The organism is Jeotgalibacillus sp. S-D1, assembly GCF_004358665.1.
Lineage (GTDB): Bacteria > Bacillota > Bacilli > Bacillales > Jeotgalibacillaceae > Jeotgalibacillus.
In genome coordinates this window covers 131,549-155,379 of the sequence record NZ_SMZR01000006.1, presented here as the reverse complement: position 1 = coordinate 155,379, position 23,831 = coordinate 131,549, and the positions used below count along the sequence as shown (strand labels likewise).

Annotated in this window: 27 protein-coding genes and 2 pseudogenes; 8 read left to right on the top strand and 21 right to left on the bottom strand. The window is 41.3% G+C overall.

Annotation, left to right across the window (positions count from 1 at the left end; genetic code table 11):
- Positions 1–55 precede the first annotated feature (55 nt).
- Positions 56–916, bottom strand: a complete 861-nt coding sequence (locus tag E2R51_RS16425; RefSeq protein ID WP_133378174.1) for a VOC family protein — start codon at positions 914–916, stop codon at positions 56–58.
- Between the two features lie 255 nt (positions 917–1,171).
- Between E2R51_RS16425 and E2R51_RS16420 the strand changes: the two genes are divergently transcribed.
- Together E2R51_RS16420 and E2R51_RS16415 are read left to right on the top strand one after the other, a co-directional pair.
- Complete coding sequence (locus tag E2R51_RS16420) at positions 1,172–1,525, top strand: hypothetical protein (protein ID WP_133378173.1); 354 nt, start codon at positions 1,172–1,174, stop codon at positions 1,523–1,525.
- Positions 1,526–1,723: 198 nt separating this feature from the next.
- Entirely contained in the window at positions 1,724–2,305 is a 582-nt protein-coding gene (locus E2R51_RS16415) for a histidine phosphatase family protein (RefSeq protein WP_133378172.1), read from the top strand.
- A 371-nt stretch (positions 2,306–2,676) separates the two neighbouring features.
- Here E2R51_RS16415 and E2R51_RS16410 read toward each other — a convergent pair whose 3' ends face one another.
- Positions 2,677–3,051: a VOC family protein gene (locus E2R51_RS16410; RefSeq protein ID WP_133378171.1), complete on the bottom strand. Its 375-nt coding sequence runs from the start codon at positions 3,049–3,051 to the stop codon at positions 2,677–2,679.
- Positions 3,052–3,338: 287 nt separating this feature from the next.
- Between E2R51_RS16410 and E2R51_RS16405 the strand changes: the two genes are divergently transcribed.
- The 3 genes from E2R51_RS16405 to E2R51_RS16395 all read left to right on the top strand — a co-directional run bounded on the left by E2R51_RS16405 (position 3,339) and on the right by E2R51_RS16395 (position 5,417).
- Positions 3,339–3,869, top strand: coding sequence for a hypothetical protein (locus E2R51_RS16405; RefSeq protein ID WP_133378170.1), 531 nt, complete (start codon positions 3,339–3,341; stop codon positions 3,867–3,869).
- Positions 3,870–3,939: 70 nt separating this feature from the next.
- Positions 3,940–4,485: a GNAT family N-acetyltransferase gene (locus E2R51_RS16400; protein WP_133378169.1), complete on the top strand. Its 546-nt coding sequence runs from the start codon at positions 3,940–3,942 to the stop codon at positions 4,483–4,485.
- A gap of 107 nt (positions 4,486–4,592) precedes the next feature.
- The gene (locus E2R51_RS16395; RefSeq protein WP_133378168.1) at positions 4,593–5,417 is read left to right on the top strand and encodes a GNAT family N-acetyltransferase; all 825 of its coding nucleotides are present in this window, start codon (positions 4,593–4,595) and stop codon (positions 5,415–5,417) included.
- A 114-nt stretch (positions 5,418–5,531) separates the two neighbouring features.
- Here E2R51_RS16395 and E2R51_RS16390 read toward each other — a convergent pair whose 3' ends face one another.
- The 13 genes from E2R51_RS16390 to E2R51_RS16330 form a co-directional block, all read right to left on the bottom strand.
- Positions 5,532–6,185 carry a bifunctional 4-hydroxy-2-oxoglutarate aldolase/2-dehydro-3-deoxy-phosphogluconate aldolase gene (locus E2R51_RS16390; protein ID WP_240733116.1) on the bottom strand — a complete coding sequence of 218 codons (654 nt, stop codon included), beginning with the start codon at positions 6,183–6,185 and terminating at the stop codon, positions 5,532–5,534.
- A gap of 2 nt (positions 6,186–6,187) precedes the next feature.
- Positions 6,188–6,883 carry a ribose-5-phosphate isomerase RpiA gene (gene rpiA / locus E2R51_RS16385; protein WP_133378167.1) on the bottom strand — a complete coding sequence of 232 codons (696 nt, stop codon included), beginning with the start codon at positions 6,881–6,883 and terminating at the stop codon, positions 6,188–6,190.
- A gap of 26 nt (positions 6,884–6,909) precedes the next feature.
- Positions 6,910–7,194, bottom strand: coding sequence for a cupin domain-containing protein (locus tag E2R51_RS16380; protein WP_133378166.1), 285 nt, complete (start codon positions 7,192–7,194; stop codon positions 6,910–6,912).
- Between the two features lie 25 nt (positions 7,195–7,219).
- Positions 7,220–8,506, bottom strand: a complete 1,287-nt coding sequence (locus tag E2R51_RS16375) for a TRAP transporter large permease (protein ID WP_133378165.1) — start codon at positions 8,504–8,506, stop codon at positions 7,220–7,222.
- Positions 8,506–8,982 (bottom strand): TRAP transporter small permease, encoded by a 477-nt coding sequence (locus E2R51_RS16370; RefSeq protein ID WP_133378164.1) that lies wholly within the window; start codon positions 8,980–8,982, stop codon positions 8,506–8,508. The genes E2R51_RS16375 and E2R51_RS16370 overlap by 1 nt, the downstream gene beginning before the upstream one ends.
- Positions 8,983–9,061: 79 nt before the next feature.
- Positions 9,062–10,081, bottom strand: coding sequence for a TRAP transporter substrate-binding protein (locus tag E2R51_RS16365; protein ID WP_133378163.1), 1,020 nt, complete (start codon positions 10,079–10,081; stop codon positions 9,062–9,064).
- Positions 10,082–10,126: 45 nt separating this feature from the next.
- A complete protein-coding gene (gene hxlB / locus E2R51_RS16360) occupies positions 10,127–10,678 on the bottom strand; it encodes a 6-phospho-3-hexuloisomerase (protein ID WP_133378162.1) in 552 nt (183 codons plus the stop codon).
- On the bottom strand, positions 10,662–11,300 hold the full coding sequence (gene hxlA / locus E2R51_RS16355; RefSeq protein ID WP_133378161.1) for a 3-hexulose-6-phosphate synthase: 639 nt from the start codon (positions 11,298–11,300) through the stop codon (positions 10,662–10,664). Before hxlA ends, hxlB begins: the two co-directional genes overlap by 17 nt.
- Before the next feature lie 14 nt (positions 11,301–11,314).
- Entirely contained in the window at positions 11,315–12,265 is a 951-nt protein-coding gene (locus E2R51_RS16350) for a sugar kinase (RefSeq protein WP_133378160.1), read from the bottom strand.
- 23 nt (positions 12,266–12,288) lie between these two features.
- Positions 12,289–13,293: a substrate-binding domain-containing protein gene (locus tag E2R51_RS16345; protein WP_133378159.1), complete on the bottom strand. Its 1,005-nt coding sequence runs from the start codon at positions 13,291–13,293 to the stop codon at positions 12,289–12,291.
- Positions 13,294–13,498: 205 nt separating this feature from the next.
- Positions 13,499–14,134 carry a spore coat protein gene (locus E2R51_RS16340; protein WP_133378158.1) on the bottom strand — a complete coding sequence of 212 codons (636 nt, stop codon included), beginning with the start codon at positions 14,132–14,134 and terminating at the stop codon, positions 13,499–13,501.
- Between the two features lie 422 nt (positions 14,135–14,556).
- Complete coding sequence (locus E2R51_RS16335; protein WP_133378157.1) at positions 14,557–16,560, bottom strand: penicillin-binding transpeptidase domain-containing protein; 2,004 nt, start codon at positions 16,558–16,560, stop codon at positions 14,557–14,559.
- 205 nt (positions 16,561–16,765) lie between these two features.
- Positions 16,766–16,921: a DUF1540 domain-containing protein gene (locus E2R51_RS16330; protein WP_133378156.1), complete on the bottom strand. Its 156-nt coding sequence runs from the start codon at positions 16,919–16,921 to the stop codon at positions 16,766–16,768.
- Positions 16,922–17,111: 190 nt separating this feature from the next.
- Here E2R51_RS16330 and E2R51_RS16325 point away from each other — a divergent pair, with 190 nt between their 5' ends.
- Positions 17,112–17,363 carry a GlsB/YeaQ/YmgE family stress response membrane protein gene (locus E2R51_RS16325; RefSeq protein ID WP_133378155.1) on the top strand — a complete coding sequence of 84 codons (252 nt, stop codon included), beginning with the start codon at positions 17,112–17,114 and terminating at the stop codon, positions 17,361–17,363.
- Between the two features lie 55 nt (positions 17,364–17,418).
- Here the strand turns inward: E2R51_RS16325 and E2R51_RS16320 are convergent, their stop codons facing one another.
- Positions 17,419–18,171 (bottom strand): ABC transporter permease, encoded by a 753-nt coding sequence (locus E2R51_RS16320; protein WP_133378154.1) that lies wholly within the window; start codon positions 18,169–18,171, stop codon positions 17,419–17,421.
- Complete coding sequence (locus E2R51_RS16315) at positions 18,168–18,899, bottom strand: ABC transporter ATP-binding protein (protein ID WP_133378153.1); 732 nt, start codon at positions 18,897–18,899, stop codon at positions 18,168–18,170. Before E2R51_RS16315 ends, E2R51_RS16320 begins: the two co-directional genes overlap by 4 nt.
- A gap of 310 nt (positions 18,900–19,209) precedes the next feature.
- Between E2R51_RS16315 and E2R51_RS16310 the strand changes: the two are divergent.
- A pseudogene (locus tag E2R51_RS16310) lies at positions 19,210–19,777 on the top strand (manganese catalase family protein).
- On the opposite strand, the gene E2R51_RS16305 reads toward E2R51_RS16310, so the two are convergent.
- The 4 genes and pseudogenes from E2R51_RS16305 to E2R51_RS16290 form a co-directional block, all read right to left on the bottom strand.
- A complete protein-coding gene (locus E2R51_RS16305; protein WP_240733115.1) occupies positions 19,769–20,530 on the bottom strand; it encodes an alpha/beta hydrolase in 762 nt (253 codons plus the stop codon). The pseudogene E2R51_RS16310 and the gene E2R51_RS16305 overlap by 9 nt on opposite strands.
- Positions 20,523–21,230, bottom strand: a pseudogene (locus E2R51_RS16300) (class I SAM-dependent methyltransferase). The gene E2R51_RS16305 and the pseudogene E2R51_RS16300 overlap by 8 nt, the downstream one beginning before the upstream one ends.
- 81 nt (positions 21,231–21,311) lie before the next feature.
- Complete coding sequence (locus E2R51_RS16295; protein ID WP_133378152.1) at positions 21,312–21,755, bottom strand: GNAT family N-acetyltransferase; 444 nt, start codon at positions 21,753–21,755, stop codon at positions 21,312–21,314.
- A 36-nt stretch (positions 21,756–21,791) separates the two neighbouring features.
- A complete protein-coding gene (locus E2R51_RS16290; RefSeq protein ID WP_133378151.1) occupies positions 21,792–22,268 on the bottom strand; it encodes an NUDIX hydrolase in 477 nt (158 codons plus the stop codon).
- A gap of 204 nt (positions 22,269–22,472) precedes the next feature.
- Between E2R51_RS16290 and E2R51_RS16285 the strand changes: the two genes are divergently transcribed.
- On the top strand, positions 22,473–23,801 hold the full coding sequence (locus E2R51_RS16285; RefSeq protein ID WP_133378150.1) for an FAD-dependent oxidoreductase: 1,329 nt from the start codon (positions 22,473–22,475) through the stop codon (positions 23,799–23,801).
- Positions 23,802–23,831: the final 30 nt, after the last annotated feature.

The window sequence follows — 23,831 nt, the reverse complement described above, 5'->3', positions numbered from 1 at the left end:
AGCAGGATTTTCCTGCTTCCATATACAAATTTTATTAAAAATGGGTGGTGTTTTTTCAACCATTCTCCGGATATATCTTCAATTTTATCTTGTTGCCTGAAGGATCCTCTGTAGTGAAGCCGTTATTGTCTTCTGATACTTCGCCGCCGAATAATTTTATCTGAGAGATAATCTCATTTCTTTTTTCCTCAGTTGGAAAAACGAGCGAGAACCAGCTCAGCCCTGCTGTATTTTTTTGTGGTTTTGGGGCTCCAACACCGTTCCACGTATTCAATCCAATATGATGATGATAATTCTCAACAGAAAGAAACAGCGCCTGATTGCCAAATCGGCTGACTACATCAAATCCGAGTCCTTTCACATAAAATTCCTCTGTTTTTTGCAGCTCAGATACATGGAGATGAATATGTCCCATTACTGTCTCTTCAGGAAGCCCGTTCCACTCGCCCTTTCGATCCTCAAGAAGAGCTTCAAAATCCAATGGATCCACTGCCATTAACACGTTTCCATTTTCCCAGCTCCATTTGCTGCTCGAACGATCGGTATATACTTCAATACCATTTCCATCCGGATCATTTAAATAAAGAGCTTCACTCACCAGGTGGTCAGAGGAGCCAAACCGTACTCCGTTATCAGCAAAATGCTTTACTAAAGCTGCCAGGTGGGCACGCTCCGGCAATAATAGAGCAAAATGATACAGCCCAGTGGTATTCTGTTCTTTCGGCTTAATTCCATCCGGCTGCTCAATTGTCAGCAGCGGCTTTTTTCCATCTGCAGTGAAACAAACACTTCTTTCTGTTTCAGCCAAAACATTAAAACCAAGAATCTCCTTATAAAATTTAGTCGACCTTTTTAGATCCTGTACACGAATGGCTGCTTCTCCAACAAATATTGCCTGCTCCCCATGAAATGTCATCGTTATCTCCTCCGAAATATCAGTTACTTTATGTAACCGATCATAATTTGGTTCTAAATATTTGTCAACTGAATAGCTTAGTTATAAGGAGATTCTTTTGCCCTTAGGAATCTCAACTATTTAATTTGAAGATAAAGGGTTTATTTAGACTTTTTTCGAGCATTTCTTTTTTATAAAAACAGGAAATAATACCCGTTTTGAAGGTTTTCTAGGAGGGTAAATAACAGTTAAAATCCACTTTAGGAGAAGATTATCATGATTGACTACACTTATTTTCAAACTCAACTAGAGAAAGATTATACTTCACAGGAAACGATTGCTGTAGATCAGCCGGTGATAAAGTGCATCACAATTGCTTCTGCTCAGTTAATTCACCAGCTTAGAGAATGCAAATATTGTTCAGACTATGAATCAAGAAAGATTCAGAGAGCGGTCAACGCCATTGAAAAAGAAATTCTGTCTAAAACCTCCTCCAGCAGAGTATTGGCCCATATGTTAGCACGCACACAGAAGATGATCGATGCAGTAAGAAAGACTCCTGAAATCTTGTTGGCGTACGCACGCTGGAAATCGCTAGTGGATGTTTCAATTAAAAGCTCGTTAAAATAGACGTTTTAATCAGAAGGCAGACTCGATTAGGAGTCTGTCTTTTTAATGTGATTTTGTTCCCACATAACTTTGGGAGTACTATAATTAATAATAAACAGGTGCCTTTAATTGATTTATAATCAACCCCTGTTTAATTTACATAATATGTATTTACAGAACTTTTAGAATTAGAAATCAATAGTTTAAAAGGAGAAGATTATGACAAAAATCGGAATTATTCGTCATGGTACTACGGAATGGAATAAGCTAGGCAGAGCACAGGGAAATTCAAATATCCCTCTTGACCAGGACGGAAGAGTCCAGGCTATGCGGCTGGGTGCTCGCATAAAAGATGAAAATTGGGATGTTATTTATACAAGCCCTCTGGCACGGGCACTTGAAACCGCTCAAATTATTCAAGATTCTGCCGCCCTGCCTGAACTTCATATGGATAACCGGCTGAAGGAAATTGGCGGTGGTAAAATTGAAGGCACAACTCATACGGAACGAATTGAAGCATGGGGTGAAAATTGGGCATCACTGGATTTGGGCATGGAACCAACTGCAGCAGTAATTGAACGAGGTGTTGCATTTTTTGAAGACATTGCCGTTAAACATCCCCGTGAGTCTGTCCTCGTCGTTAGCCACGGCTCATTTATTCGTCATTTATTAATCGAACTGCTGCCGGAATTTGACGGGCAAATTCAACTTTTAAACACCTCTTTATCTATTTTTACAATAGACCCTGTGTGGAAAGCGGAGTTCATTAACTGCGTCCTGCACCTTGAAGAAAAAAATTAATGCAGCAAAAAAACCTCCACTGGTATTCAGCAAGGTTTTTATATTTTTAAATAATATTTACGTTTTATTTAGAAAATAATTCGAGAAGACTCGCTTTCTTTCCGTTGTCTTCAGACAACCATCCAGCAGAACCATGACAATTGGCAGTCAAACTGACTTTATCATGGATAAGAAAGCAAATCGATCTTCTCGACTGTCACTACAAATCGTCAAAATAGCGTTTCATCCTGCGGGACTTCTCAAGCTATTCTACCGTTGTTTTACGTGGTCACCATAGATATTTACCCAGCACTTTTATGCTTAAAACCTTTTTGCAAAATAATTTTTTCTCATAAATCTTCTGGTAAAAAGCAGCCAAAAAGCCTGGCTAATCAGCCTGTACAAATCATAATGACATGTCCGTCCGGATCGATCACATTAAAAAACGAAAAGTCCTCAAAATGGACAGGTTCAGTTTGCAATGCATAGTTAAGATCATTTTTTACAAATTGATAAGCTGATTCTATGCAGTCCGTATGGAAGTTAAAAATGGGATAAGAATCAGGTATTATTCGTTTATTTCCATCCGGTCCGGCATCCAGTGTAAGACCTGTTGATCCTTCTATTTGTATGTTATAAACCGGAAGATGGATTTCATCTTTACTGTAATCCCTTCCAAGTAATTGATTGTACCAGCTGACTGAGGTTTTCAAATCCGTGACATGGATAAAAACAGTGTTCATTTTATTTTGAATGGGACTTGGCATTTTAAACACTCCCTTTAATTTCAGCTCTGTTAACTCTATTGCACCTGTTAACGTAAGGCTTAATTTAACCACTCTAAACTTATTATTCTACCAACTGGGTATTTAATCCTTTTTTAACAAGCAAAATCTTTATCAGCAAACTAATAGATTGTAAATTTTTAAAGTTCCCAATTTTAAAATTTCTCTTTATATGGTATAATATTCAATATATATCCACCCTTTAAACTGTTTACATTAGTAGATTTTTTTATTTTTTGTACAAACTACTTTTTACTAGGAGATGGAGCATGGTCATTGAAAATTTCTTTTTAGCGTTAGCGATTTATGGAAAACCAATGTCGTACAATACCCCCGAGCCCGATAAAGACGCAAAAATTTTTACGAGCGACGATATCATGGAGATTTTGAATGTTCATAGTTCCTTCCACTTTAATAAAGGGGATTCCAGCTTTTTTACTCAGCACGGTCCTACGTCTTATTCCTATTGGGCCCGCACGTTCTCTCTATCAGAGGAGGAAACAGAAGAACTGGATGATGATAATGATGAAGCTGTATCCACATTATTTAAAAAGCTGAAGGATTTTTTCGAGGACAATAATATTACAAAGGCCCAATTCGAAAAAATCAATCACGAGTTTGATCTGGAACGCAAATGCAATATTACATTATTTGTACCTCGTTATATTAATGGGACTATATTTGAAATAAAAACTGAAGATCTGCAATTTATGGCAAATCATAATCTGAATTTCAATTACCTGGAACTTACTGAGGACCAAATTGAGAAGTTAAAAAATGTTTATACAAAAACCACTTAATGACAGAGGAACCTGAACCTTGGGTTTCTCTTTTTTAGAATTCATTGAGCCTATAGAGTTGGAGGATACTATGTTCATTCATGCGATTGATAAGGAGATTACACTAAAGCTAATTGAACCCAAGGATGCTGGCGCCATTTATGAGCTTACTGACAAGTCCAGAGATTATTTGCGAGAATGGCTCCCATGGCTTGATGGAACAACGAAATTGGAAGATACAGAAGACTACATTAAGATGAGCTTATCAGCTTTTGCCAATAATAAAGGACTTACAACCGTCATTCAATACAACGAACATGTTGTTGGTATCGCAGGGTTCAATCAGATCAATTGGGCTAATAAAACAGCTTATATCGGCTATTGGCTGGGTCAGGATTACCAGGGAAAAGGAATTATGATAAAGGTGGCTAAAGCATTAACTGATTATGCGATTAACCATTTGCAGCTGAATAAAGTGGAAATCAGGGCAGCTGCCGAAAATAAAAAAAGCAGAGGAATACCAGAAAAATTGGGATTTGTTAATGAAGGCTGTATCCGGCAGGCCGAGTGGCTTTATGATCATTATGTCGATTCAGTGGTTTACGGGATGCTGGCTGACGAGTGGAGGAACCGTTAGTACCTGTTCACCGTTTCGTTCCTGCCCGGGAAAACGAGCGCGTTCACATAAATTTAACAGCCACGTTAAACAAATTCACAAAAAATTTGGCAGCAGGAAGTGGAAAGATGTTATCAATAACCCAGCTTAAGCAAATCGACAAGTTAAAAAAGTTATGTGAGGAAACTGATCAGATACAATTGAAATTAAATGAAGACTGGATGCAGATGGAGCATTCAGACGGTCTTAAAACCTATTATTCTTATCATGAGGACGAACTGATCGGTTTTCTAGGAGTATATGGATTTGGTTCGACCATTGAAGCTTGCGGCATGGTTCACCCCGCCCACCGACGCAAAGGTGTCTTTAGAGCTTTAACTGCACAGGCTTCACGTGAACTGCAGCAGCTAAACTATGAGAAGCTGCTGTTAAATACTCCTTCAGCTTCTTCTTCAGGCAAAAGCTTTTTAGCAACTCTTCCAAACCATTATTATTTTACCGAGTATCAGATGAAATGGAATTCCAATGCCCAATCTCCTACTAAAATGGCTACAATACGCCCTGCCCGCAAGGAGGACAAGGAACTGGAGATAACGTTGGATATGGAAGCATTCGGTTCAACCCGGGAGGATGCTGAGAAGCATTGGACACAGTTTAGCAGCGAACGCAGGCAATCTTTTTACATTATTGAGCACGAAGGAAAATCTGTTGGGAAAGTCCGCTTGCAGCGTATTGGCAACGAGTTATGGATTTATGGCTTTTCAATCCTTCCCTCCTTCCAGGGAAAAGGTATTGGAAAAAGCGCCCTTCAGCAGGTACTTGTAAATGAGTCAGTTTCTAAGCGGGCCATTCACTTAGAGGTTCAGGCAGATAATCAGCATGCCTTAGAACTGTATACATCATGCGGGTTTGAGGTCTACCATGCTCAGGATTATTATAAATATGATGCATGACATCAGATGCAGTTAAATTCCACAGAGCATACTGTAATCCTTAATGCTTTCAAAAACAAAAAGGAGAAATACGCCTAATTAACCGGCGTATTTCTCCTTTTTACCTATTACTTATTAGCTGTAGACCTTCTCCCGCGCTTTACTAACCGCCTCCACAAAGCCAAGGGCATTGGCAGTAATGCGCTCACTGATAGCTGCTGTTGCTTCTTCAAATGAAGGTACCAGCGTGCTTCCTGCCCCGATCCCAATTGCCCCTGCACGAATATAATCGCCAGCATTGTTCACATCAATTCCGCCGGTAGCCATCATCGGAATATGTGGAAGAGGACCTTTTATATTTTTAATATGGGACGGCCCTCCAGTATTTGCAGGGAACACTTTAATTACATCCGCTCCATGCTCATAGGCATGAAGAATTTCTGTTGGTGTAAAGGCTCCAGGTATACTAAGCATGCCATATCTCTTCGTCATTTTTATTGTTTCTGTATTAACAGTGGGGGAAAAGATAAATTGAGCACCGGACAGGATGGCCGCTCGTGCTGTTTCAGCATCAAGAACAGTTCCTGCACCAATAATCACATCTTCTCCTTGTAATTCTGTTGCCAGCTTTTCGATGATTGTCATCGCCCCCGGGGTTTCAACCGTGATCTCAAGCGTATTCACTCCGCCTTTTTTCAGCGCTCTTGCTATGGATAAAATGTTTTCAGGTTTTGAGCCGCGGATAACTGCCACAACTCCGCTTTCGGTCATTCTCTCGAATAAATTCACCCTTATCCCTCCCTGTCTGAGTTTTTCTGCAAAATTTTTGTTCCTGTTGTGGTACCGATAATTACGATATCAGCCATATCAATGAAAAGTCCTGTCTCTACAACTCCGGTAATTAGTTTTATTTTGTTATGCAGAGTTGCAGGGTCGTCCATAGATGTGAACTGACAATCCAGAACATAATTACCATTGTCTGAAACAAATGGTTTTCCATGATGGGTTCGAATTACAGCTGAGCACCCTAAAGAGGAAATATTGTGGATGGTCGCTTCAAAGCCAAATGGAACGACTTCAACAGGCAGAGGAAACCTGCCCAATGACTGCACTCGTTTTGCTTCATCCGCCACAATGATTAACCTGCGGGAGGCTGCAGCAACGATCTTTTCTCTGACAAGTGATCCGCCCCCGCCTTTCGTGAGACGGAACTTGGTATCAATTTCATCAGCACCGTCAATCGCAAGATCCAGCCTTTGAACTTGTGTGAAGCTGGTTAATGGGATACCACATTCTTTTGCCCAATTTTCAGTTCTCAGGGAAGTTGGAACGCCTTCAATCATTAACCCGTTTTGTACAAGTTCACCCAATTTCCTTATCGTCCAGTACATCGTTGAGCCCGACCCGAGACCAATAACCATTCCATCCTCTGCAAAACAGGCGGCTCTTTCTCCTGCTTTTTGTTTTTTTACATCTGCATCCGTCATCGTATTGGCTCCTTTATCAATAAAATTCAGGCTTTGCCAAGCAGATCAGCGCGCAGCGGAGTGAAAACATCCAGGATAGTGCATGCATCAATTACTTTTACACGATGTGGTTCATTAGAGGGAATATACTGAACATCCCCACTTTCCAGCACCTTCTTTTTTCCGCCTACTTCAAATTCCACTGAACCTTTCAGAATATAACTCAACTGTTCTTCAGCATGCTGATCAACCTCTGAATAAAAATTCTTTTCTAATGCAACTTCCACTAACATTAATGAACCATCAGCGTTTAAAATCGTTCGGTTTGACATGGTACCAAATCCTTTCCTTACTGATCTAGAATAAATCCGGACTAAATAATTTTGGAAGATACAAAACAATCTCCGGGAAGAACGTGACAAATAATAAGACAATCATAATGACCCCGATAAAGGGCAGCACAGAAACAAACGAACGTTCAACTGAGAGATCCCCGATCTTAGCGGCAAGAAGCAAGCATAAACCATACGGAGGAGTAATCAGCCCTATCGCAAGCGTTATGATTGTGATCAGACCAAGCAATAATGGACTGACATCAAATGCTGTGGCAACTGGTAAAATAACCGGGACAAACAAAATCATTGCCGGAATGGCATCCATAAAAGTCCCTATGAATAAAAAGAACAGAATGATGATTAATAGAAATACCCATTTGCTGCTTATATTGGCTGAGAAAAATTCCTGCACCCATGCAGCCAGCTGATAATAACTTAAAAGTTCACCCAATGCACTGGCAGCAGCTAATGCAAATAATGAAAGAGAACTGAGTGTTAAGGTATCTACTAAAATCTTTGGCAGGTCTTTAATTTTCAAAGTCTTATAGAAAAACATACAAACAAATACAGTGTAGAGGGAAGCAAATGCAGCTGCTTCAGTGGCTGTGAATAAGCCTGTTACAATTCCTCCAATTAAGATAACTGGAGTAAGCAGCGCAGGAAGTGATTCAAATAACAGCTTTGAAAACTTCTTTATGGAAGTCCGTTCGTATGTTGGATACCCTCTTTTAATGGAGTAGATATAAATTAACAGCATCATGCCAAGACCAACCAATACACCAGGAATAATCCCTGCAAGAAACAATGCGCCAACAGAAACATTGGTCAGACCGGCAAAAATGATCATCGGTATGCTCGGCGGAATAATGACTCCAATAGTGGAAGACGCTGCTGTAACACTAACGGCAGTTTCTGTGTCATAACCCTGCTTCTTCATATTCGGAATAAGGATTTTCCCTACACCTGCTGTGTCAGCCTGGGCCGCTCCTGAAACCCCGGCGAAAATCATGGAAACCAGTATATTCGCATGTGCTAATCCGCCGCGAATATGACCGACCATGGAGAGTGAAAAGTTAATCAGCTTTTGTGAGATTTGCCCATGATTCATCAAGTTGGCAGCAAGGATAAATAGGGGTACGGCAAGTAAAACAAATGAATCCAGTCCGTTTAACATTTTTACAGGAACGGTCACCTCAGGTACATATGGTATATTCACGATTCCCAGCAGTGCCACAATGACAATCACAAACGCAATCGGCACTCCAATGAGGATTAATGTAATAAAAAGTGCGATTAACAGAATTTCCATTATTCACTCCCCTCCCTTCCCGTTAATAATTTCAGGTCACTGACTGTATGGGCGAGAAGATAGATAACCATCGTACCTGCCATCACCGGCAGTGACAGCCATACATATCCCATTTTCAAACTCGGAAGAGAGACCCAATTGTAGTCCCAGAAGGTAGACATTGCAGTCAGGCTATAGCCGAATAACGCTATGCAAAACACCAGTAAAACCCCGTCCGTCACGAGTGCCAGAATATGCTTGGGTTTACCTTTCAGCTTTTTAGCCAGCAAATCGAAATTAAAATGATCCTTCCGATTGACCATGACAGCGGCTCCCATAAAGATTGCCCATATAAAACAGTAATTTGCGACCTCCTCGGTCCATATCACAGAAACGCCCAAGTACCGGCTGAATACTTGAATCAGGATGGCAACAAAAAAGATGCTTAAAAACAATACGCCAACGAATAATTGAATGTGTTCAAGTTTTTTAATCAACCTTTATTCACCTTCTTGTCTGGAAAGTATGGGAGAGAATTATTGCTTTTTTAAATTCTCTCTCCTTTTATTCATATAACTATCTCAGTTCATTAATTTTCTTTAAGAGCTCTTCTGCACCCATATCTTTGGCAGCTTTTTCATGTAATGGCTGAGCAATATCAATAAATGGCTGACGGTCGATTTCATTTATTTCTGCTCCGTCTTCCAGAGCAATTTCTTTGTATTCATCTTCCTGGGCGTATAGAGCTTCCCGCTCCGTTTGTGTTGATGCTTCAGCTGCATTTAAAAGAATTTCTTTTTGTTCATCCGTCATTTGATCAAATTTATTCCCATTTACCAGAAGCAGTCTTGTTGTGTAGTCATGGCCCGTTTCGGTTGTGTATTTCCCGTTTGGCGTTTGGTGATGGTTTTGCTGTACAAAGTAGGGATAAGAATTTTCGGATGAATCCACAACGTTTTGCTGAAGGGCTTGATACAGTTCACCCCACGCGACTGAGCTCGGAACCGCTCCAACTTGTTTCCAGTAGTCTGCCACTACACCGGATGTTTGTGTACGGATCGACATACCTTTTAAGTCGTCCATGGATTCCAGCGGCTTCTTGCCGTAATAATGTCTAACGCCCGCTGACCAGTACCCGATAATTTTAAAGTCATTATTTGATTTTTCATTGATGATTTGTGCCAGCTCATCTCCAACTTCACCATCCACTACGCTTTCCCAGTGCTCGTAGTCGTCAAATAAGTATGGCATGGCTAACAGATCAACTTCTTTAATTCCTGTTGCTGTCATAAATCCCGGGGAAACCAGGACTACATCAGCACCGCCCAATTTCAGCTTTTCAACAAGCTCAGATTCTTCGGTGCCAATTGTTCCTGCATGAACCTCCACTTCGATTGCTCCGTTTGACTCTTCTTCAGCTACTTCCTTAAACTTTAACAGCCCGTCCTGATATGGATTCTCAGGGGACGTTTGATTATGAGCAGCAACTATTTTGATTTTCTCGTCGCCGCCACCGGCTTCCTCGCTCCCACACCCAGCCAGAACCATGGAAAAAGCAGCGATCGATGCAACTGCAGATAATAATGTTTTTTTCATTTTTCATTCCTCCTTATATTGGCTAAATCGATTAATCATCTTTGTCTACTCCATATTGGCATGGCGTCTAGTCATGGCGCTGTAATCATCATCGCCGGTTTGAAGAGTTCCAATAATAATGGCATCCAGCACCAGGTGAACTGCCTGATCAAACTGGTTCCCGAGAGGCTGGATTGTTTCAGGCTCATCTTCTCGCCGGTATTTTGTTGCAGCAGGAATGACGAGTACTTCATCACTGATGTCTCCCAGTTTTGATTGTTTGTTTGTAGTGACCAGCAGTACTTTGGCACCCGATTCCCTGGCCTTGAAAGCGAATTGGACAATAGCGCCGGTTGAACCAGAGCCTGAAATTGCTACAAGCAGATCTCCTTTTGCAATGCTTGGTGTTATCGTTTCTCCAAGTACATATACTTGAAATCCTCCGTGCATTAATCGCATGGCAAATGCTTTTCCCATTAAGCCGGAACGTCCTTCACCCGTAATAAAAATTCGATTGGCTGCCGCAAGTTCCCGGCTTACCGCCTGCGCTTCAGCTTCTTTCACATTTTTTAACACAGAAGTCACTTCGCCCGAAACCGTTTCAATGATTGATTTCATAGGATTGAATCATTCCTTTCATTTTCTCTGCTGCTTTCCTGCTATCAGCCGACTTGGTGATAGCGCTTCCAATTATAAGGATATTAGGCGATTTTTTTAGCATAGCAGGCAATGATTCCAGATTGAGCCCACCGGCAACTGAAAGCTCTAATGAAGGGATTTCATTTACGAGGTCAAATAAATTCGTCCCCATCTCTCCGTCCTTCTGCATGTCTTTTCCATAGTGCAAGCTCACCAGATTGACTCCTAAACTTACAATCTCTTGAATACGCTGCTGATCAGTTACCCCTAACAAATCAATCATAATTCTTCCATTATGTTTCCGGGCAGCTTCAAGTGCATCGGAAATCGTCCGGTTTGCCGAAAAAGCCATCACGGTCGAAATATCAGCTCCCGCTTCAAAAGCCTGAGCTGCTTCATGCGATCCAGCATCACAGGTTTTCATGTCCGCTACCAGAATAGTATCCGGATACCTTTCTTTGATTTCCCTGATGATCGACATGCCGTATTCTTTTATCACACCCGTTCCGACTTCAATCCAATCCACCGATTCCCTTGTCTCGTCAATTAACTCAAAGCATTGCTCTCTTGTCAGTCGGTCCAGTGCAAGCTGCAGTTTCATGTAAACGCCCCTTTCTACCGCTCTATAAACTCTCTTTCTCCCATTTGGATCAATATATCCTCAAGATATGGCAGTCCTTCATTATCACCGGAGACGCTCACAACCATTGAGCCTATTGTGTTTGCAAAAAGAAGGATTTTATCAAGAGTCCAGCCCTGCAGTACTCCATAGATAAAACCCGCATCAAATCCGTCACCCGCTCCCACAGTATCAACTACTTTTCTCGGTTTGACTGAAGGTGCTGTAATTTTCTCTCCATTAAAGTAGCCAATCGAGCCTTCTTCCCCTTGCTTTATCGCCACATAAGTGATGTCCAGTTTCCTGCACTCAGCTATGATTGCATCCGGGTCCTTTGTTTCAAAGAGAATCTCAGCTTCGTCAATCCCCGTCAGCAAAATATCAACATCAGGCAGAAAGCTCTTCAAAGCTTTTTTTGCTTCCGGTTTACTCCAAAGCTTCAACCGAATATTGGGGTCAAAGGAAATAAGCATACCTTCCTGCTTTGCCAGTCCAATCGCCTGCTTTATAAGATCTACATTTTTTTCTTGATCAACTGCGGGGAAAACACCTGTCAGATGAAATAATTTTGCATCTGCAAATAGTGACTGGTTGATGTCGCTGCCAGTCAACGCCGTGGTGGGAGAATTGGAACGATAATAAAAAGTTCTCCCGCCCCCATCCTCTAAAATTTCTTTAAAATGGACGGATGTTGGATAGCCTTCCACCAGCTCGACATGGGACATATCAAGTCCTTCTCCTCTTGAGAAGTTATAAATATACCTGCCAAACTCGTCGTTTCCGAGCCTGCTTACCCACTTAGTTTTAAGGCCGAGCCTTGAGCATCCGATTGCAACATTCAATTCCGCTCCTCCTACCTTCCGCTCAAACGTATTGACGTATCTAAGCGGTCCCTTAGATTGCGGGTTAAATGAAACCATTGCATCTCCAATTGTAATAACATCCATCTCTTCACTCTCCTATCCTGTTTTCAACATGAATCTCTGTTTTTCAAGACCGGATTATGCCGATAAACATTTACCGGAATATCCTCTTTGGTTTGAATTTTTTCTATAATGATTTCGGCTGCTCTTTTCCCCATGTCAAACGTTGGCTGAGCGATGGTGGTAAGTGCCGGATTATAAACACTGGCGAAGGATACATCATCAATACCGATAATCGCGAGATCATCAGGCACTTTAATAGAATGTGCTTTGATATATTTCAACAGTTCCATGAGGATAAAATCATTGGAAGCGATCAGTGCTTCCGGAGGCTCGTCCAGTGCCATCATTTCCATTAACCCCTGCTGTATATCCTCAACCTCAAGGCTTTTAATGTACTCTTCCTTAACGGGAAGATTTTGCTCTGTCATTGCTTTTTTAAATCCATTAATACGCTCAATTCGCGGAGACACGCCAAGGCTCAACGAGGTTGTAATAATGCCAATCCGTTCATAGCCCTTTTCAATAAAGTGACCTACTGCCAAAGCTGATGCTTTTTGATTGTCCAGCTGAATGACAGGAACTTTTACTTCCTCTACTGTCCGGTCTAAAAAAACAAGCGGATAATTCGATTCGACTAATTGCTGATACAGCTCTACATTGCCCGCAGTGGGAAAAATAATCATTCCATCCACCTGCTTGGCAAGCAGCATTTCAATATATTTTTTTTCCTTAATTGGATCATCATCTGCGTTGCAGACAATGATATGAAAATTATATTCGTTACAATAATCTTCAATCGCTCTAATTACCTGAGTTGAAAACGCATGTAAAATATTTGCAACAATAACACCAATTGATGACGTTGATTTTTGTTTGAGACTGCGCGCTACCGCATTTGGCTGATAGCCCAGCACCCGGATTGATTGCTCTATCCGATCCTTTGTTTGTTCTCCCATAAAGTCAAAACGTTTATTTAAATATTGAGAGACCGTGCTTTTAGATACTTTAGCGTGAGCCGCAACATCGGTAATGGTTATTCTGGTTTTCATAGTTCATACTCCACATTAGTTATTTTGTTTGTACTAAATCGGTTTAGTAAATCGGTTTAGTGAAATTATAAATTAAATGAAAGCGTTTTACAACCCGTTTTTTAAAATATCAGATTTATTATTTTTCGTTGTGCAAGGACTCCCTTAAAAATGGACAAAAAAAAAGCCGAAACATCATAAACGATGTTTCGGCCGTTCCCCTCTATTACTGCATCATATTATTCGAATTGGGCGTTCCGGAAGCAGGTGAGTATGAATTCAACAGCTGCTGCATGTCCTGCTGGGACAGCTGCGGCACCTGATAATAATGATGTTTATTTTGATACAGAAACAGTTCATAGGCCATTTCAATCCAGTTTGGCACACTGTCAGCAACCACTCTTCGCAGAACAGGGTTGGTCATTTCAAGAGCGGTCATTGCTTTAAGCGAAGCTCCTGATTTTACCAGCCCAAGCATATAGCCTGAGATGCCCTGGTCATTAATTTCATTTGCCGACTGTACCGGTTTAACAGGGGGCATTGGAGTTAGCCCATAGACCGTGTCGTTCTCCATAGCCATGTTGTAGCTCACCATGGAATGAGACGGTTTTTTCCCTGTTGTAAATGTTTCAAGCGTTACATTGTATTCTTCCTTTAAAAATTCAAACTGGCGATCAAGAATACCTTTAAGCTGCTGGTCCTTTATTTGCTCCCGGAACATTGTGTATTGATCCAGGACACCTACAGCGAGTGAAAGAACTTCTCTTGCGTCAAATATTTCATGGCCTCCATGATTAAATTGCGGCGCCATATTCCCCGTTTGTGACAGATTTGGATTTGGCTGATCAGAATTGTTTTGCATGTATGTACCTCCTAAGTAGTCTGAAGGTAATATGTGCTTTTCATTGGCTCATTATTCAGTCTGAAAGGTTGTTTTCTGCCACGAAAAAGGGACCGGTTCAAATGATTACAGGCTGAACAAAATAATTAAGGTTAGGATGAAAAAACTAAAAAGAATGTTTTAAAGACAATCCTTCGTGAGAACATTCTTTCTATCTTTGCAGGATTATTTCCTTATACCCATTTAGCTTATTGGAACTTAGGTTCATTGCAGCGGAAGGTGGCGACTCCTGCGGGATGCAGCGGGAGAGGTGAGACACTGAAGGTGCGAAGCATCGAAGTGGCTCACCCCCGCCCCGCGGAAAGCGCCGCCTGCAGCGGAAATGAACCGGTCTTCTCTAGATTCTTCGTTAGGTCCCACGCTCTTTCTTATGTCATTAAATATTATTCAGCAGCATCCTTCTTAAACACTTCTGTTGCAAGCTTTGAAACATAGGTGCTTCCGCCTTTTTCTTCTACGCCTTCAATCATCATTGCGAGGATATAAGCGGGATCTTCTTCATTATAAGCAACAAAAAAGCCATTTTCTTTGCCGGATTCTTCTCCAGCCTGCTTCAGTTCTGCTGTCCCTGTTTTACCGGCGATGCGTACTTCAGGAATGTCAGCCGGTTTGGCAAATCCAACCGTTACTACCTCCCTGAGATCCTTGCGGAGCCGATTTGCATGTTCAGGGGAAAGAAGATCTTCCTTCCACACTTCCTGTTCCTCCTCTTCAAACAGAAGCGGCTTCATTATGACGCCATCATTGACGACGATCTCATACGTCGAGGCAAGGTGAAGAATATTTGTCAGCATCTCGCCTTGTCCGTAGGAAGTATCCGCAAGCTGTCCCTGCGAACTAATGGTGCCATCGTTTGAGATCTGGGAGGTCCTTACAGGATAGGAAAAAGGCATTTCCTCTGAATAACCGAGCTTTTTCAAGCCTTCAATTAATGTTTCTGCTCCCATATCCAGTGCAACCTGTGCAAAATAAATATTGTCAGAATAGACAAGTCCTTTATTCAAATCAATTGGGTTAGGTCCTTCGTGAACTCTTGTTACTTTAAAATCTCCCCAGTCTTCTTTTTGCCACTCCAGACCATTAATCGTCAGGCCTTCAGATGGATCAAGCGTGCCTGCTTCTAATCCAATTGCAGCTGTAAGCGTCTTTTGAGTTGAGCCCGGTGCGTAGGTCACAGCAAAGCGATTCAGCAACGGCTGATCCGGCTGATTTTCCATTTCAGCATAGCGTTCCCCGCTTACACCAAGTGAAAACTCTGCCGGATCAAATCCGGGAGAACTGGTTAGTACCAACGTTTCACCCGTCATTGGATCGACAGCGGCAGAGGTGCCCTGTTCTCCCTTCATTGCTGCATAGGTATTTTTTTGAAGTTCCGCATCAATCGTAAGGGTGACCGTTTCTCCATCCTGCGCCTCACTTTCCGCTACTGTGACCCTTTCATCTGTGCTTTTTTCAATAAAAATATGAGTGCCCGTTTTTGAACGGAGCCGGTCTTCCAGCAACTCTTCCAGCCCCCTCTTCCCAACTAAATCGGTCGAGGTATAGCCTTCCCCTTTTTCTTCTTCAAGCTGTTCAGCTGTAATGGATCCGATATAGCCCGTTAAGTGAGAGGCTGCTTCTCCATAAGGATATTCACGCATGTCCACTGATTGTGAATAAATACCTGGCAGTTCAGTAAGCTCGGTTACCGTTTCCTTCCTATTGCTTGCCATTTTTTTTAATGGAACAAATAAATCTTCCTCGACCCAGGATTGAGAAAGTTCATCTTCAATTTTTTCCACAGTCAACGAAAGCTTATCTGCGAGCTCCTGCTTAGCCTCTTCGGTCAATTCTCCAGGAACAACGCCTACTTGATATCCGGTCCCGTTGACAGCAAGCGGTTTTCCATTACGGTCCAAAATTTCTCCGCGTACTCCCTTTTCAGTTGAAATACGAACCGTATCGTCTGCCTCCAGGTCAGGAAGGATAAAGGACGGATCCCATTCGAGGAACCAGTTTTCTTCTTCTTCCTGCTCTTCATAAATAAGCTTTACTTCTTTTTCATAGGAAACAGGTCCGGCAAGGGTATCAAACGAGACATTGATTGGGATCTCTGCAGGCTCATTTTTTTTCCATTCCGTTTCTTCCGGCAGCTCCTGCACTGTGATATCCAGATTCTCTACTTCCAGATCTTCATAAATTTTTGCGGTTCGGCCTTCAACTGCTTCCTTATTAAAGGTATCTTTTGAACCAGCAGATATGTACCCCTCATACATTTTTTCGAAGTCCTGATCATTCCACATTGAAACATATTCATCCAGCCGCTCGTTTGGCGTAGTTTCATCCCTGCAGCCTGCAAGGAGAGCTGCTGTTAGTAAAACCAAAAAAAAGACTATTTTCTTGTTCATTCCAAGACCTCCCAGAAAATTCTACTACCTTTATGGTAACAAATTAATCCAATATTTGCTGTCAAATTTCCTTGGTCACATGACATGGAATGGAAAGGAATATTGTTTATGTAAGGACATATAATCAAAACAAGCCGTCTCACTTCCAGAAGATAAGTGGACGGCTTGCTTAATTATATAAAGGAGAAACTAAGCTTTGTTAATCTTACACCTGCGGTTCAAATGTTTTGCAATCTGTTTCCTCGCTATTAGAAGCCTTTTTCCCTTTATGACTTACTACGTATATCGAATCAGCAGCACACTTATTACCTTTTTCCCAGTAATTGCAGTTATTAACTTCGCATAATACATCTTGAGCCATTGTATCCACCTCCTAGTGATTATTGTTGGCATATTGAATGAGGATCATACTTTTTAGCCAAGAAAAAAAGCTGGATAATCAACACTTATCAGTATTTTTCGATTATTGGGATTAAAAAAATGGACACATATTTTTTCGGTGGCGGGGGTAATGAATAGAGAACTATTACTTTTGAGAGGAGTTTATTTATATGGGTATTATATTATTTCTAATTGTCGGCGGGTTAATCGGCTGGTTAGCTGGCGTAATTGTTGGTAAGGGTGTTCCTTTCGGCATTATTGGTAACATTGTCGCTGGTATTATCGGTGCATGGATCGGCGGCGAGCTGCTGCCTCAATTCGGTCCTGTATTAGGCGGGATTGCTATTTTCCCTGCACTTATTGGTTCAATCATTTTCATCGTTCTTTTAAGCCTGATTTTAAATGCAACACGAAAAAGATAATTAGATTGCCGTTAAAAAACCTTTCATCATTTACAGATGAAAGGCTTTTTTTTTATTATTTTCCCCTCAATAATTGCATTCGATCATTAAAAAGTGTGGGATATGATAAAAAACCAAGCATGACACTTGTTACAGCCGCTGTAGTCAGAAGCAAAAAGATGATAAGAAGCTGGAATTGAACGGCCTGGATAGGATCCGCTCCAGCTATGATCTGACCGCTCATCATTCCGGGCAATTGCACCAGTCCAACTGTTTTTTGGCTCTCAATTGTTGGAATCATGCTGGCTTTAATCGATTTGATCAGCTGTGAATGGATTGCCTGCTTCGGAGTCCCGCCAAGAGAAAGAATTAATTCCATCTCATCCTGATGATCATCCACTTCCGCGGTAAATCGATTTAAAAATAAAATCGCAAGCACCATTGAATTACCAATAATCATTCCGCTGATGGAAATAACATATTGAGCGGTTGGCGGCGTAATATTAAACCCAATTAGTATCCCTTGCGTCAAAACTTCAACAAATACTAAGGTCACACCCACTTTCCATGTTATCCCTTTAATTGCTGCTCCCTTTTTCTGTGCATTATGTGTTGCGACAACGATCATTAGAGTGACCATTAAAAATATATAAAACAGACTTTCTGAATCAAAAACAAATTTAAGAATATATCCAACGGCCAGAAGCTGAATAATGGACCTGACCGTTGCAATAATTGTGTCTTTTTCCAAACCTAATCGCAACGTTTTAGATAAAAGAATAGGAATAAGTACAAAGATAAGAGTGATGGATAGGGTTAGAAAACTCATTCCGTTTCTCCTTTCACAAATCGCCGCACCTGCTCATTTACTGGTGATTCCAGCAATTCACTTTCTCCTGTTTCAATTACTTTTCCCTTCATCATAACCCACGTATAGTTTCCGATTGTTAACGCCTGCTGTAAGTTATGTGTAATCCAAATAATTGTTGTTCCGTACTTTTGATTGATTTTCACAATGAGTTCTTCAATTTCTTTTAAAGACGTGACGTCCAGGGACGAGGTAATTTCATCCAGCAGCAAAATATCCGGCCGGTTGACCAGCGTTCTTGCAATTGATACCTTCTGCCTTTGCCCTCCCGATAGATCCTTCACCTTTTTGTTCAAAACATCTTCATTAAGACCGACATCATGCAATAAATTTATACCATCTTCTTCTGAAAGTTTCTCGCCTCTAATTTCCAGTGGCAATCCTAAATTATTCATGACTGTTCCAGCCACCATGGGTGCACTTTGCAGCGCCATTCCGACAGATTTTCTTAATTCCACAGGGGCAAACTCGTTGATGTTCTTACCTTGAATATAGATTTCACCTGCCTGAGGCGAAATGAGTCCATTACAAAGTTTAAGAAGTGTGGTTTTCCCTGCTCCGGATGGGCCGACAAGCGTCGTAATTCTTCCTTTTGGAAATGATCCCGTAATTTTACTTAAAATCGAAGCATCTTCAACCCCATAATCAACCTCATGAAAATGAATGGCGGGTTTATAACTTGTATTCATTTATTTCACATCCTTAATTCTGAAGCAGCTAAGTAGTAGCATGTGCTAATTTTACCTTTTATGCTTTATTTTTTGCGGAAGCTTTGTAACAAGTGATTTTTTATTTATAATAATTATTATTTAATAATTATAATACTTTAGTCTGTCATAAACAACTATTTCATTTGAGAATAATCCGCAATTACACCTAAAAGAGTCCGGTAGTAAAAATGATAAAAATATTGTTTAGTCCTACATCTTTCACGAAAATAAAAAACAGGAAATATTGGTAATCTTCAGAAAAGAGTCTTATTTATTATGGAGGAGGGAAATGTTTCGTCATCAGAAGGAGCTTCAGTTCGAAGCAAAGGTAGAACGTCCAGATCCGATGTTTGCACGACATCTTCAGGAGGTTCTGGGGACCAGTTTGGTGAAATGACGGTTATGTTGCAAAATCTTTTTCAGGGATTCAATTGTCACGGAGAAGAAAATATAAAGATCTCTTAATGGATAATGGAACCGAGGAAATCGGACATGTGGAGATTTTCTCCCTCATCTCCCAATTGCTTGACGACTCTTTTCCGGAGGATCAGTCAAAGGCAGCTGATAATCCAATTATAGGCCGAGTTAACCCGCAGCAGCTAATTGTAAGCGGCCTTGGGGAGTTTCCCACCAATTCATACGGTGTACCTTGGAGCGGAGCATATATGGTAGCAAGCGGTAATCTTTTGGTGTGGGCAACTGGTTCCGCTCAGGATGGTACAGGCGACTTTGAATTCGTTGCCCATCCAACAGCAAAAGGACAGGCACCAGATCCAAAAATCCCAGCCGTTGAAGTTCACACTGATTTAATCATGGCGCACTCATACAGTGCGTCTTTTTATATGTCTTTACCGTAATCCCTCCAGCCAATCAAGTGTTACAGCAGCCATCTCATCCTGCTGTTCGATACCTGAAATTGATGCAGCCTGGTCCCCTTTTTGTTCGCCATATAGTCCAAATTGAGCATGGTTTCCACCAATAATCTCATGCAATACTGCCTTATTTGACAGCAGCTGTCTTGTATCTTCAATGTCCTCAAGGGTGGACAACCCATCCTTTTCCGCATAAAGGGAAAGCATAGGCATCTCCGTTGCAGAAAAGTCCGAACCGCTGCTTGGATAAGAAGCAAGAAAAATAACACCCTCAATTTCCTGAAGATGATTATACGCATATGAAGCGGCGGCTACCCCTCCAAGAGAATGTCCTCCTATTACCCAATGCTCAATTGACGGGTGCGCTTCCCTTATTTCATCTGCTTTGCCACTTTCAAAAAGAGCAAAATTAAATAAAACTTCCGGTATGGCGACAAAATAACCTTCACTCATCAGCTTTTTCGCATAATAACCATAGGCCTCAGGCTCCACTTTAGCTCCCGGATACAGCACGATGCCTGTTCCATTTGGTTCATCCGGCACAAATGTTATAATGCCGTCCTCTTTATTAAAGTCATTTTTGTCTACATGCGCATGAAGCTCTTCTGACGGCTGATAGGTTTGCTCTGACCATATATAAAAACCTGCAAAGACCACTGCTATTAAACAAAGAAGACCCGCAATAATTCGTATGCTCCATTTTTTCATTTCAATTCTCCACCATCTAAAATTAGTCATTTACAGCTCTTATTATCAAAAAATGAGGATTTGCATTTAAATACTCAAAACCGGCAGGATCTGTTTTTTTCATTTGGGGTACTGGCTTAGGTTCAATTAATTCTTCTATAGTAAAAAAACGCGTTGTATCATTGATGATGTCCTGAAGCGATCTTCTGTAAAAAGATACATTAAACGTTTCACCCTGCTTGTACCAGGTGTCCTTTAGCAGCTTTTTCTCAAAATAATCCTGAACAGAATATCTCTTAAAGTCCATGAAGGGATGATGTACAGAAAATATAAGTTCTCCGCCTAGTTTCAATACCCGCTGAAATTCACTGAAAGGCGCATGCCAATCTTCAAGATAATGCATCGTTAGCGAACTGATAATCTAATCGAATGAATGGTCTTTAAAAGGAAGCGTTTGTGACAGATCGTGCTGAAAAATATCAGCCTGCCCTTTAAGACTTTTTTTTGCGGCATGTACCATTTTGTCACTCAGATCAATCCCCGTTGCCGAAGCTCCCCGCAAGGTCAGCTCTTCTGTGTACCAGCCAGCAGCACACCCAGCATCAAGTATTTGAACATCTGTTAAATCAACAGGCAGCAACCCCATTATGGCGGGCCGTTCATACAGGGAGTTATACGGACTTTTCAGGTCAACATCTTCTTCATACGCTTTTGATAGCTGGTCAAACGTTTTAGATGTTTTCTTTGACATTTCCACTCCTCCTTGCATGACTAGACACAAAATAAAAAAACATACGGCATCAATTCGGCAGTTAAACCCTCTATGATCCGGTTAAAAATTCAATACATAACTGAAGAACAGATTATCTTCTCGAATAAATTGATTTTTCTCATACAGCCTTTGTGCCTTCGTGTTTGAAGGAGCGGTTTGGAGACTCAGAGAAATGGCACCTGTTTCCTGGCATAAATCAATTGCCCTGTTCATTAATCCCTGAGCCACACCTTGACCCCGTACCTCTTCTGCAACATATAAATCGTTTAATATCCATGTCCTTTTCATTGAAATAGAAGAGAAAGAGGGATACAACTGCATAAAGCCAATATATGAATCATTATGTAGGGCTACAAAAATTACTGAATCCTGTTTTTTAAACCGCTCGATTAGGTATGCCGTGGCACCATCTATATCAGACTTTTGTTCATAAAATATGCGGTATAGATTAAAAAGATCAGATGCTCCCTCTAATTCCTTCATTCCTGCTTGAACTATTTTCATTATAACGTGTCACCTTTCCTTTAAGTATATTTCCAGTTAGCAGGACAGATCGTTTACTACCACATGTTCGGGAGTGAGCGGCAGTTTCGTCAAAGACGTCTTTAAAAATTCAGGATAAATGACCAGATTTTCAAGCTCATTAATGGCTACCCACTTATACACGAGTCTTTCTCCTTCAGCACCAAAAAACTCTCCTTTTTGAAAAGGGAAATCTTCGCTGCTCGAAGATATGCTGTAGTAGAACCCAATTTCATGGAAGTTATTTTGTGCGTATTTGAAAAAGTTTTCTGCAACCCATAAGAGTTTTGTTATTTTCACATCGCAGCCAAGCTCTTCCTGCATCTCCCTTACCAGACTCGTTTTCGAGTCTTCCATCACCTTTACTCGTCCTCCCGGCAGCGCCCAATAAGCATCGTTTGCCTGCCTGTGTAACAGCACATGATTCTTTTCAATCCACACCCCTGCAACTCTGTAGTTAAATACGGCATCAGGCACTTGAAATACAGCATCCATTGAACGTCCCCCCATCTTGAATGATCATATCTATTATAGATGTTTGCTGTGTAAGAAAACCAATGAAAAAGGTAAAAATTAGATAAAATAGCACTTTGTGAAATAGTGAGCAAATGTATTGTTTTTATAGAAGCAGCGTATTATACTTATCTCACATCGACATTGTGATGTTTTTCACAATATAAAAATCAGGAGGGCAACAATATGAAAATCGCAGTTATTGGAAGCACACACGCAGGTACTGCTGCTGTTACAAATATGGCTCAACTCTATCCGGAAGCGGATATTACTGTATATGAGCGAAACGATAACGTATCCTTTTTATCTTGCGGCCTGGCTCTATACGTCGGAGGTGTTGTAGAAGATCCTAAAGGACTATTCTACTCTTCTCCTGAAAAAATCGCTGCACTTGGTGTTGCAGTAAAAATGCAGCATGACGTAAAAAATATTGATACTGTCCGCAAACAGATTGAAGCTGTTAATCTTGTAACGGGAGAAGCTGTTATTGACAGCTACGATAAACTTGTTATCTCTACAGGCTCATGGCCGATTACACCGCCGATTGACGGAATTAATCTGGATAATGTTCTGCTGGCTAAGAACTACAACCAGGCAAATACGATTATTGAACGGGCAAAACAGGCAGAGCACGTCACAGTCGTTGGCGCAGGCTATATCGGGGTTGAAATGGTTGAAGCGTTTGAAAAAGCCGGAAAAAAAGTTACCCTCATCGACGGTGCGGATCGTATTTTAAATAAATATCTTGATAAGGAATTTACAGATCAAGTTGAAAGTACTTTTGTGGAGCGCGGCATTGAGCTTCGTCTTGGAGAAACCGTTTCACGATTTGAAGGGAAGGACCAGGTGGACGCAGTTGTAACCAGTAAAGGCCGCATCAAAACGGATCTGGTTATCATGTCAGTCGGTTTCCGTCCAAATACAGCCCTTCTTAAGGGAAAGGTGGATATGCTGGATAATGGCGCAATCAATGTGAATGAGTACATGCAAACGAGCGATCCGGATATTTTTGCTGCAGGTGACTGCTGTGCGGTGAAATACAATCCGACCGGGCAGCATGCCTACATCCCCCTTGCGACAAATGCAGTGAGAATGGGCACACTCGTTGCGAGAAATATACTGAAGCCTGTAATGAAGAATGTTGGTACTCAGGGAACATCCGGCCTCCACATTTACGATCTGAATATGGCATCCACAGGATTGACGGAAACGTCTGCCTCTTTTGCAGACATTCATGTGAAAAGTATCACAATAAATGAAAAACACCGTCCTGATTTTATGCCTACTTCAGAAAATGTCCAGCTGAAGGTAAGCTTTCTGCCGGACTCTCGTAAAATTATTGGTGCACAGGTCCTTTCCAAAGCGGATGTCACCCAGTCCATCAATACGCTGAGCGTCTGTATCCAGACCGGCATGACAATTGATGAGCTTGGCTTTGTCGATTTCTTCTTCCAGCCTCACTTTAATCAGCCCTGGAACTTCTTAAATAAAGCAGGGCTGGCAGCAGCAAATTAGTTTTCACTGCCTCTGCAGGCATTCATCCCT